This window comes from Flavobacterium sp. J27, from assembly GCF_004303025.1.
In the GTDB taxonomy this organism is placed as follows: Bacteria; Bacteroidota; Bacteroidia; order Flavobacteriales; family Flavobacteriaceae; genus Flavobacterium.
This window is the reverse complement of record NZ_PJQW01000006.1, coordinates 21,347-32,702: the sequence shown is the minus strand read 5'-3', so window position 1 is coordinate 32,702 and position 11,356 is coordinate 21,347. Positions and strand designations below refer to the sequence as shown.

At 29.8% G+C, this 11,356-nt stretch carries 12 protein-coding genes and 1 pseudogene; 9 read left to right on the top strand and 4 right to left on the bottom strand.

The features are described from left to right. Positions 1-173, top strand: a pseudogene (locus CX675_RS20130) (TIGR00730 family Rossman fold protein); the annotation flags it as partial. Between the two features lie 51 nt (positions 174-224). Here CX675_RS20130 and CX675_RS09530 read toward each other — a convergent pair. Both CX675_RS09530 and trxA read right to left on the bottom strand, forming a co-directional pair. Continuing rightward, complete coding sequence (locus CX675_RS09530) at positions 225-611, bottom strand: rhodanese-like domain-containing protein (protein WP_130735007.1); 387 nt, start codon at positions 609-611, stop codon at positions 225-227. 59 nt (positions 612-670) lie between these two features. Beyond that, positions 671-973 carry a thioredoxin gene (gene trxA, locus CX675_RS09525; RefSeq protein ID WP_130735006.1) on the bottom strand — a complete coding sequence of 101 codons (303 nt, stop codon included), beginning with the start codon at positions 971-973 and terminating at the stop codon, positions 671-673. A 182-nt stretch (positions 974-1,155) separates the two neighbouring features. Between trxA and CX675_RS09520 the strand changes: the two genes are divergently transcribed. From CX675_RS09520 to CX675_RS09485, 8 genes are all read left to right on the top strand, one after another. Beyond that, a complete protein-coding gene (locus CX675_RS09520) occupies positions 1,156-2,508 on the top strand; it encodes a DEAD/DEAH box helicase (protein ID WP_130735005.1) in 1,353 nt (450 codons plus the stop codon). A 3-nt stretch (positions 2,509-2,511) separates the two neighbouring features. Next, the gene (locus CX675_RS09515) at positions 2,512-3,084 is read left to right on the top strand and encodes a pentapeptide repeat-containing protein (protein WP_130735004.1); all 573 of its coding nucleotides are present in this window, start codon (positions 2,512-2,514) and stop codon (positions 3,082-3,084) included. Positions 3,085-3,175: 91 nt separating this feature from the next. Further along, on the top strand, positions 3,176-4,000 hold the full coding sequence (locus tag CX675_RS09510) for a methylated-DNA--[protein]-cysteine S-methyltransferase (RefSeq protein ID WP_130735003.1): 825 nt from the start codon (positions 3,176-3,178) through the stop codon (positions 3,998-4,000). 77 nt (positions 4,001-4,077) lie between these two features. Then, on the top strand, positions 4,078-5,208 hold the full coding sequence (locus CX675_RS09505) for a serine hydrolase (protein ID WP_130735002.1): 1,131 nt from the start codon (positions 4,078-4,080) through the stop codon (positions 5,206-5,208). Between the two features lie 142 nt (positions 5,209-5,350). Then, entirely contained in the window at positions 5,351-7,057 is a 1,707-nt protein-coding gene (locus CX675_RS09500; RefSeq protein ID WP_130735001.1) for a serine hydrolase, read from the top strand. Between the two features lie 185 nt (positions 7,058-7,242). Beyond that, positions 7,243-8,313, top strand: coding sequence for an ATP-binding protein (locus CX675_RS09495; RefSeq protein ID WP_130735000.1), 1,071 nt, complete (start codon positions 7,243-7,245; stop codon positions 8,311-8,313). 10 nt (positions 8,314-8,323) lie between these two features. Continuing rightward, entirely contained in the window at positions 8,324-8,737 is a 414-nt protein-coding gene (locus tag CX675_RS09490) for a response regulator (protein ID WP_130734999.1), read from the top strand. A gap of 33 nt (positions 8,738-8,770) precedes the next feature. After that, entirely contained in the window at positions 8,771-9,328 is a 558-nt protein-coding gene (locus CX675_RS09485) for a DUF4256 domain-containing protein (RefSeq protein ID WP_130734998.1), read from the top strand. A 290-nt stretch (positions 9,329-9,618) separates the two neighbouring features. On the opposite strand, the gene fabV is transcribed toward CX675_RS09485, so the two are convergent. Together fabV and CX675_RS09475 are read right to left on the bottom strand one after the other, a co-directional pair. Beyond that, positions 9,619-10,809 (bottom strand): enoyl-ACP reductase FabV, encoded by a 1,191-nt coding sequence (gene fabV, locus CX675_RS09480; protein WP_130734997.1) that lies wholly within the window; start codon positions 10,807-10,809, stop codon positions 9,619-9,621. Positions 10,810-10,811: 2 nt separating this feature from the next. After that, positions 10,812-11,342, bottom strand: coding sequence for a hypothetical protein (locus CX675_RS09475; RefSeq protein WP_130734996.1), 531 nt, complete (start codon positions 11,340-11,342; stop codon positions 10,812-10,814). Positions 11,343-11,356 lie beyond the last annotated feature (14 nt).

Sequence of the window (11,356 nt, the reverse complement as noted above, 5' to 3'; positions counted from 1 at the left end):
GTACCGAATTTTGGACTGGATTGATGGATTGGGTGAAAGCAACCTTATTAGAAAAATTTCATAATATTAGTCCTGGAGATTTAGATTTATTTACTATTGTGGATAATGAAGACGAAGTACTTGAAGCTTTAGATACTTTTTATAAAAAATATAATTTATCACCAAATTTCTAAAATACAAAAGCCGACCAAATGGTCGGCTTTTTTTATCATTATTTCTATTTATTATTCAATAGGTTTGCCACTCGCTTTCCAATCTGTTATCCCTCCATCTAAATCGATAATATTAGTAAATCCCATTTCTTCTAATTGACCACAAGCTCTTCCGCTTCTTCCTCCCGATTTGCAATAGACTAAAACAGGTTTCCCTTTATCTAAACTAGCTACTTTTGTTTCAAAATCAGTAGCATTAACATTTATATTTACAGCATTTGGTAAATGTCCGCTAGCAAATTCTTCTGGAGTTCTCACATCTACTAGTTGTACCTCTTTTTCTTTCATTTTCTCTTCAAAAATAGTAGTATTTACTACTTGAACCTTGTCGGTTTGCGATTTCACACAAGAAGTTGCTATAAAAAACAACATAAAAACAATGCCTATGTTTCGTTTCATTTATCTTTATTTAAATTTATTACTACTATTATTCTGAAAATCAAAAATACAAAAAATTACTACATTTGGTATTCTTTTATAATTCGTACCAAATCTTGAGAAGAAACTACTCCAGATTGTCTCCATAACATTTTTCCTTGCTTAAACAACAATAAGGTTGGCACTCCTCTTACACTAAATTCTGTTGCTAAATCCTGATATTGATCTACATTAATTTTTATAATTCGCACCTCATCTTTTAAAATGGCTTTGGCTTCTTGTAAAATTGGAGACATTGTTTTACAAGGACCACACCATTCGGCATAGAAATCAACTAAAACCAATTCGTTTTGATGGATTAAATTAGAAAACTTTTCATTCATTTCTTTTTTATTGTAAAATTACTAAATCTTTCCCATTGTGGTTGTAATCAATGTTACACAAAACATTTGACACTGCATCATACTTTTATTTTTTACCTTTTTTCAATTGTATTGTATTCGAAAAAGAAAAGCTATAAATCAATAAAAATAGATTACGTACCTTTGCCAAAATTACAATAGCGATGAAGACATTCCTAGATTTCGATTTACCAAAATCACTACAAAAAGCTTTAGATGAATTGGGCTTTGTTAACCCAACACCCATTCAAGAAAAATCCTTTTCAGTGATCCTTTCAGGAAGAGACATGATGGGAATTGCGCAAACAGGTACAGGGAAAACATTTGCCTATTTACTACCTATTTTAAAACAATGGAAATTCCAAAATACAGAATCTCCACGAGTTGTAATTTTAGTTCCTACCAGAGAACTTGTAGTTCAAGTAGTGGAAGAAGTAGAAAAACTAACTCAGTTTATGTCGGTTCGAACACTTGGTATTTATGGTGGTGTTAATATCAATACCCAAAGAAAAGACTTAGCACAAGGAGTTGATATTTTAGTTGGTACTCCAGGAAGAACCATGGATCTAGCTTTAGATGGTGTTTTACGATTTGATGCATTACAGAAATTAGTGATTGATGAATTTGATGAAATTCTGAACTTAGGTTTTCGCATACAATTGACTTCAATTCTATCGATGATGAAAAACAAACGACAAAATATTATGTTTTCTGCCACCATGACTGAAGATGTAGATGATGTTTTAGATGAGTTTTTTGAATTCCCAGAAGAAGTATCCTTAGCGCCTAGCGGAACACCATTGGAACAAATTAAACAAGAAGTATATCAAGTACCCAATTTTCTGACGAAAATGAATTTGGTAAAACATCTTTTAGCAACAGATGAAACGACCGAAAGAGTTTTACTTTTTGTGAATAACAAACGAATTGTAGACGTTGCTTTTGAAATTTTAGAAGAAGAATTTCCAGGCCAATTTGGTGTAATTCATTCTAATAAATCACAGAACTATCGTTTGACCACCATGGCAAATTTTCAAAATTCTGAAATAAGAGGTATTATTACCACAGATGTCATGGCAAGAGGTTTAGATATTTCAGATATTACTCATGTTTTCAACTTACAATTTTCAGAAATTCCCGAACAATATATTCACAGAATTGGTCGAACTGGTCGTGCTGATAAAGAAGGTGTAGCCATAAGTTTAGTAGCTCCTTATGAAGAAGAACAATTATTAGCAGTAGAAATGCTGATGGACATGGAAATCGATGTTATTGATTTTCCGGAAGCTGTCCTAATTGAAGAGAAAAAATTAGAATTTGAAAAAGATAAACGCAGGTTCAAATCTATTGGAAAAAAAATAAACCAAGAAAACAAAGGAGCAGCTTTCCATGAAAAAAAGGACAAAAATAAAAAAGTAAATTTAGGTGGGCCAAGTAAAACGAAACCTAGAAAAACAGCACCAAGAAACAGAGCAGCCGAAGCAAAAAAAGCTGCCAAAAGAAAAAAGAACAAATAACTCATGGCTAACGATTTTTTTCAAGATCAGCGCTTTGAAGCGGTTGTCTTCCAAGAAGATGATATTAAATTTAAAGAATATGAAAATTGTCAATTTGTAAATTGTGATTTTACAAATTGCTTTTTTACAAGTGTCTATTTTGTTGATTGTACTTTTATAGAATGTAATTTTAACGATACAAAAATTAATTATGTTTCCTTACGAGGTGTCGCTTTCCAAAAATGTGATTTTACAAATGTTAATTTTGCCATGACTGACCAAGTTATTTATGATTTCAATTTTACAGACTGTCTTTTAGATTATGCCAAATTTTATGCTCTAAAACTAAAAAAAATGCAGTTTACTGGTTGTAGCTTAGTCGCAGCAGATTTTATGCAAACTGATTTAACTGAAGCAGTATTTGATAATTGCGATTTAAGACGCACTGTATTTATACAAACTACTTTGAACAAAGCCGATTTTACAACAAGTTACAACTATGTTCTTGATCCAGAAGTAAATAAAATAAAAAAAGCTAAATTTTCCCAAGAAGGTTTATCTGGTTTATTAGCAAAATATGATATAGTAATAAAATAAGGCTTGGTCTACTAAATTTATAATTAGCAAAAAGAGTTATAAAAGCAACATTCGGATTGATTTAAATTTAAAATTAATCGAATTTTGATATATGGAAACAAACTATCATTTCGAGATTATAGCTAAAGCGATACAATTTATTAATTCGCGACAAACGGAACAACCTTCATTAGATGAGATGGCAAATCATGTTCATCTAAGTAAATTTCACTTTCAAAGAGTCTTCCGAAAATGGGTGGGTATCAGTCCTAAAGATTATTTACAATATATTACTTTAGAAAAGGCAAAAGAAGCCTTACGAAAAGGACAATCTACAATTGAAACCGCTTTTGATGTGGGGTTAACAGGTAATAATAGATTACATGATTTATTTCTAAAAATTGAAGCTTGTACGCCCGGAGAATTTAAAAAAAGAGGCGAAAATGTTACTTTTTATACCGGAACTATTTCAACTCCCTTCGGTGATGCTTTTCTTATAGAAACTCAAAAAGGCATTAGTTCCATCTCTTTTGATCAAGAAAATATTAAAAAAATGAAATCGGAATACACTAAGGCTCAATTTATAAATGAATTATCTAAAAATGGTATTTTGGTACAAAACTATTTCAATAATTGGAAAATGCCCAGCACTCCTATTTGCTTAGACTTAGTAGGAACTCCTTTTCAAATTCAAGTGTGGAAAGCATTACTTCATATTCCTTCATCGAATCTTCTTGCCTATCAAGATGTTGCACAAATGATAAACAACCCAAAAGCAATAAGAGCAGTAGGAACTGCAATTGGGAAAAACCCTATTGCCTATTTAATTCCTTGTCATCGGGTAATACAAAACAATGGCAATATGGGAAATTATCATTGGGGAACCGAAAGAAAAATTGCCATCAATAGTTTTGAAAACATTAAGCTTTCGGAATAATAAAAAATTTCTAAAGCAACCAACTGTTTCAACTTAGTTTTCGTCTTTAATAATAGAAAAGAACTAAAAAAAGAGTTATGAAACGGAAAATACTTTTATTACTTTACTTATTTACTATGGCATGCCAACAAAAAAACAAGAATATTACACAAAAAGATTCGATACCATTAATCATTAACAAACATGTTGATTCGTTATTATCGGATCCCAAAATTAAGGCAGTTTCTATAGGTGTATTTCTCAATGGGAAGCAGTACATTTCTCATTATGGAAGTTTAGATAAGGAAAAAAATACGATTCCTACCAATCAAACAATTTATGAAATTGCTTCAGTAAGCAAAACCTTTACTGGTATTCTTATGGCTAATGCTGTCCTAGAAGGGAAAATTAATTTAGAAGAAGAGATACAAACTTACTTACCAGAAAAATATCCTAACTTTCAATACAAAAAAAATCCTATAAAAGTGAAACATTTAGTAACTCATACTAGTAGGATGCCTACTTTCTTACCCAAAAAAATAGAACCATTAGTAAACAATTTCAATGAAGATTTGCCTTTTAAAATGTATGCCATTCAAAAAGATTATACCAAAACTAATTTTTTCTCCGACTTACATGATGTTAAATTAGACACAATTCCTGGTCAATTTTATGATTACTCAAACGTAGATGCCGAACTCGTTGCAGCAATTTTAGAAACAAGTTACCAAATACCTTTTGAACAAATTTTCTCTAATTTTTTTGAAAAAAAGCTCCAAATGCAACATACAAAAATTACCCTTTCAGCCGATGAAAAGCCTTTCTTGGCAAATGGTTATGGTATGACGGGCAAACTTGTACCACATGAAGTGTCTCTATTTGGTGCTGAAGGTGGTGTTAAAACAACTTTACCAGATTTAATGCGTTACATCAAATGGCAACTTAATTCCAACGATACAATTGTTCAAGAATCTCATCGTGTTTTATTTTCTAATGAGAATACACAAATTGCGTATTATTTCCCTTTAAAACACGATAAAGTATATGGTAATTATTTTTGTATTCATGGAGGTGGTTTTGGAACTCAAAATTGGTTATACATTTTACCAAAACACAACATAGGAATCTCAATAATTACCAATCAAAGTGATTTAGACACACCAAAAAAGCTGAAACATACCCTAATCAAAATTGTAAATGAGTTCCTTTTTAATTCTTCCAATTTTTAAGTTAACAAAAGGTTACTTTTCTTAATCAAAACATTAAATCCAAAATATTTATTTTAAATTATTTATTTTAAATTATTTATTTTTGAGAAAAAATATTTATAATTAGCTACCTTTTTTACCAAATAATCCTAAAATAATTACTATGCTTTTATCTATAAGAACCTTTCTAATTTATTTATTACTATTTCTATATTCAACTTATGGTTTTACATATCAACAAGATAAATTTAATTTACCTACAGGATATTTTTATTGTTCTGAAATAATATGGAATTCTAAAAATCAAAATTTAGAATTATATGGAGATAATATCATCATTAATTTTAGAGATAACAAATTTAAAGGAAAAGGTGTTGCTACTTTTTTAGAAAATGAAAAAACTATCATTTTTAATGGTCAATTATTAAAAAAAGATAAAAAAATAAATGTAAAAGGATACAAATGTAGTATCCATCAAATCAGTAAAGAAACTCTTTTAAAGAACTATAAGATACACGCTATACAAGATGGAATCGAAATAAAATATGAAGATAGTATACTAAAAAATGACCTTAACGATAGCATAAAAATTAAAGGTCGCTTTATTTGGAAGAATGAATTAATAAAAGGATATCCTAAAAAAATAATCATAACGTCAACTACAAATTCTAAAACACATTTTGTCAAAGAAATAGATTCTTTAGGAACATTTGAAAGCAAATTACCATATGGTAAATACAATATTACACTTTTGCAAAATTATCATTGGATGGGTGAAAATTATATTAGAATAGATGATAATAAATTTCCAAAAGAACTAATTGTTGATAAAAAAATAGCATCGGAAATAAAATTCCCTTTAGACACAATTGGCTGGCCTAAACAATTAGAACAAAAAGGTTTTTTAGAAACCTCACAAAAACTTGATTTTCAAAAAGTGGACGACTTTATTTTAAAAAGAATGCAGTTTTTTGAAATCCCTGGTACTTCAATTAGTATTATTAAAGACAATAAAATAGTTTACACCCAAAATTATGGTGTAACAAACATAGAAACACAAAACCCTGTAAGTTCTAAAACACTCTTTGAAGCGGGTTCAATAACGAAACTTATTTTTGCCTTTGCTGTAATGAGATTATATGAAAGAGGAGTAATTGATATAGACAAACCTCTTTATGAATATTTTCCTTCCAATGAAATTGAAGATGAAAGATATAAACTCTTAACAGCCAGACATGTTTTAAGCCATCAATCTGGAATGGCTAATTGGCCTAAAAAAAATGAAAATGGTAAATTTAAACTTCTCTTTGATCCTGGAACAAAATACAATTATTCAGGTAAAGCTTATGAATATTTAAAAGAAGTTATAGAATTCATTACTTCTAAAAATATGGCTATTATTTTACAAGAAGAAGTTTTAAGTCCACTACAAATTACCGATATGTATTTTGAAAAAAATGACATCATTAATCAATATGGAGCAAATGGACATAAAAATTATGAGCCAAGTCCTATCTTTATGACTCAAAGACCAATGGTTTCTTATTCATTACAAACTACGAGTGAAGCATTAGCAGAATTTGCTATAGCACTTATGCAAAAAAAAGGATTAACGAAAAAAACATATAATGAAATGTTTAAAATTCATTCCGAAAGAACAGATGGTACAAATTGGGGATTAGGTGTTAGAATAGAAAAAACAGAATTAGGCTACAGTTTTGGACATAGTGGTAGTACTAGCAGAGGTTTTATTAGCAATCTAGTCTTTTATGAGAATGGTATGGGCTATTCTATTCTAACAAACAATCAAATGGGAGGATGGCTAGCAATGAATTTATTAAACGAATATCTTATCACAGGTAAAAAATAAGATAACATTCAAGAATACAATATTTTCTAAGACAATGTCTTTACTAGTTATATTAAAGTTTATTATTCATTTCTATTATAAAATTTTTCGTACAATGCGATTATTTTAGTAAATTTGATATTACCGAGACTTTTTAAGATTACGTTTTAACCTCAACTGTTGTTTTATTTTTTAATTTTTTAAATATGAACTTAACAGACAGGAGCATCATTTATAATCTTATAAAAATGATTGAAGAGGTTCAAGATTATGCAATCATACTTTTAGATAAAAACGGCAATATTCAAAACTGGAATTTAGGTGCTGAAAAAATAAAAGGATACAAACCCCATGAAATTATTGGAAAAAATTTTAGCCTATTTTACACTCCTGAAGACATTTCAAACAACAAACACTTAAATTTATTAGCAACAGCTAGAAAAAATGGCAGAGCTTCTGATATTGGTTGGCGCGTTAAAAAAAACAATGACTTATTTTGGGGAAGCATTACTATTACAGCAATACACGATGAAAACCATGAAATAATTGGCTTTGGCAAAGTAACTCATGACCTAACTGAGACAAGAAAAACAGAACTAGAAAGAGAACAAAAAAATAAAGAATTAGAACAGTTTACTTATATCGCTTCACATGATTTACAAGAACCACTTCGAACCATTAGCAATTATATTCAAATCATAGAAGAAGATTACGGAGAAAAATTTGACGATCAAGGAAGAGAATTTTTAACCATAATAGACCAAGCCTCTAATAGAATGAAAGCCTTAGTAGGCGGCTTACTAGATCATTCGAGAATCGGTAGAGACCCTTACCCTTCAAAAATAAGTCTAAGTAAAATCCTGAAAGACAATCTGACCGACTTACAAGCTCTCATTTCATCACAAAATGCAACTATTGATTATCCAAAAGAATTACCTGAAATATATGGTTACCCAAATGAGTTAAGACAATTGTTTCAAAATTTAATCACAAATGCAATTAAATTTACAAAACCAGAAACTACACCACACATACAAATAACCTGTAAAAAAATTGAGAATTACTGGCAATTTGCCATTACAGATAATGGCATTGGTATTGATTCTAAAAATTATGACAAAATTTTTACTATTTTTAAGAGAACAGAAAATACAATTAATTATGACGGATATGGAATAGGCTTAGCCAACTGTAAAAAAATTGTTGCATTACATGGTGGTAAAATATGGGTAGAATCAAAATTAGGACAAGGCAGTACATTTTATTTTAATCTATAAAACTATAAAAATGAATAAAAAGTTGAATAGTATAATGCTTATTGATGATAGTAAATTTGATAATTTTTTTCATGAAAGAATTATCAAAAAAAGTGAATGCACAAAAGAAATAATTACCTATGAATCGGCTACCAAAGCCATTGAATATTTACGCAATGAAGAAAATCATCCTGATCTTATTTTTTTAGATATCAATATGCCCGATATGAATGGATGGGAATTTTTGGAAGAGTATGAAAAAATTGTTTCTCCATCCAAAGCAAAAGTTGTTGTTTCCATGCTCACAACTTCAAATAATCCAGAAGATTTACAAAAGGCTAAAATCTTTAATCCACCACTAAGAGAATTTAAAACCAAACCGTTAACAACAGAAATTCTTACAGAAATTATAGCACATTATTTTGAAAACAATTCATCACATTAAATCCAAAAACAATACTATTTTTTTTTACAAACTATGAGCCAAAAAATTGTCACACCAGAAACAAGTAAAAATTTACTTCAAATTTTAGAAAAAAGATTTAAAAACAAACAGCTTCACAAAGCTTTAGATTGGAATACAATTGCTACAAAACTAGAGAAACATCCTGAAAAAATGTGGTCATTACAACAAATGGAACTAACGGGAGGTGAACCCAATGTGGTAGGTTTTGATACGACTACGAATGAGTATCTATTTTTTGATTGTTCTGAAGAAAGTCCGAAAGGGAGAAGAAGTATTTGCTATGATCGACAAGCACTTGAATCACGAAAAGAAAACAAACCAAAACATAGTGCAGTTGCCATGGCTGAAGAAATGGGAATTTCTCTTCTAACAGAAGAACAATACCGTTATTTACAAAAATTAGGCAAATTTGATTTAAAAACTTCGAATTGGATACAAACACCTGTAGCAATAAGAGAATTAGGAGGTGCAATCTTTGCCGATTTTCGGTATAACCAAGTATTTATTTATCATAATGGAGCACCTTCCTATTATGCAGCAAGAGGTTTTAGAGGCTGTTTAAGGGTTTGATTATATTAATATTTTTCAATTTCGATACTTTTATATACACAAAATCCCGAGTTTCTTACTCGGGATTTCTGTTTCTCATTACTGTCTGTTTGTTTATAATGAAAATGTAATTCTAGATAATAACTAACTCTAAAATAATTTTTTACTTACCCACTTACGTGTGTGATATTATATAACGTTATAAAAAATAAAATATTTTATAAAATTAAAAAAAAACACCTTTTTTATTAAAAAATTAAAAAAGTTGCAAGAATTAACTTGCAACTTTTTTGTTTTATGGTAATTTTAAATCATTTTATACTAGGCACTTGAACCATTTCATCAACGTCAGCTAAATAATCAACACCTCCAAATCCAAATCCAAATAAGTTTAGAAAATCTTGTTTATAACCTGCTAAATCACCTAACTCAACTAAGGTTTCAGTCGTTGATTCATCCCATAATTTAGCAATTCTTTCTTGCACATCACTTCTCATTTCCCAATCATCAATACGAATTCTTCCTTTGTCATCTGTTGGTACAGTATTTCCTGTATACAATCTATCTGCATACAAACGTTGAATTTGCTCAATACATCCTTCATGAATACCTTCTGCTTTCATAATTTTATATAATAATGAAATGTATAATGGAATCACAGGAATAGCTGAACTTGCTTGTGTTACCAATGCTTTATTTACAGAAACATAGGCTTTTCCTTGTATGTCTTGTAACGCATCAGAAATTTCAAATGCAGTAGCTTCTAAATGATCTTTAGCTCTACCTATTGTACCTTTTCTATATACCGCTTCTGTTACTTCAGGTCCAATGTAAGAATAAGCTATAGTCGTTACGTTTTCAGCAAGTACATCTGCCTCTTTCAAAGCATCAATCCACATGGCCCAATCTTCTCCACCCATTACAACAACTGTATTGGTAATATCATCTTCATTTGCCGGTTCAATAGACACTTCACTTACTTTACCTGTATGAAAATCTACTGTTTTGTTAGTAAACTTACTTCCAATTGGTTTTAAAGTAGAACGATGTAAAACCCCTGTCTCTGGATGTAATCTTACTGGAGAAGCTAAACTGTAAATAATTAAATCAACTTGACCTAAATCAGACTTAATCATATCGATAGTTTGTTGTTTTACTTCTTTAGAAAACGCGTCTCCATTAATACTTTTTGCATATAATCCTGATTTATGGGCTTCTTTTTCGAAAGCAGCAGAATTATACCATCCTGGAGAAGCTGTTTTACCTTCCATTGGTGGTTTTTCAAAAAAAACGCCAATTGTAGACGCATTGGAACCAAAAGCACTTGTAATTCTTGAGGCCAATCCAAAACCAGTTGAAGCTCCAATGACTAAAACTCTTTTTGGTCCCTCAATTTCCCCTTTAGATTTAACATAAGCAATTTGATTTTTCACATTTTGTTCGCACCCAACTGGATGAGCAGTCAAACAAATGAATCCTCTCATTCTAGGTTCTATTACCATCTTTATATTTTTTTATTGAATTTAATTTTTATTTTTTCAAAAATAGACATTTTATCATAAACTCTTTGAGTATTGCTCTTCATATTTTCAATAAACTGCGGATTGAAAGCCATTTTTTTGGATTTCAAATAATACCGGTAAGCTACAATATAATCTCCTTCTAATTCATGTATTCTGCCTAATTCACTGTAAAAATTACAGTAATCTATATTTTCTAAAGTAAGGAAAGTAAAAGCTATATGTTCTTTAGCTTCTTTATACTTTCCTAAATCAACTAATAAATAGGCGTAATTTATATAAGAAGCAGGGTATTTAGAATCAAATTTAATAGCTAATTTGTAATGATAAATGGCTCTTTCATGATTGCTTAATTTATTATAATGAATCCAGCCTAAATGATTATGCGCTTTACCAAAATCTGGACATTGTGCTAAAATATCTTCTAACAATTCTTTGGCTTCAGAAACATTTCCTTCACTAATTAAGCTGTCTGCCTTAATGAAAAGATTTTCATATAAGCTTAAATTTTCCATAATAAACCAACTAT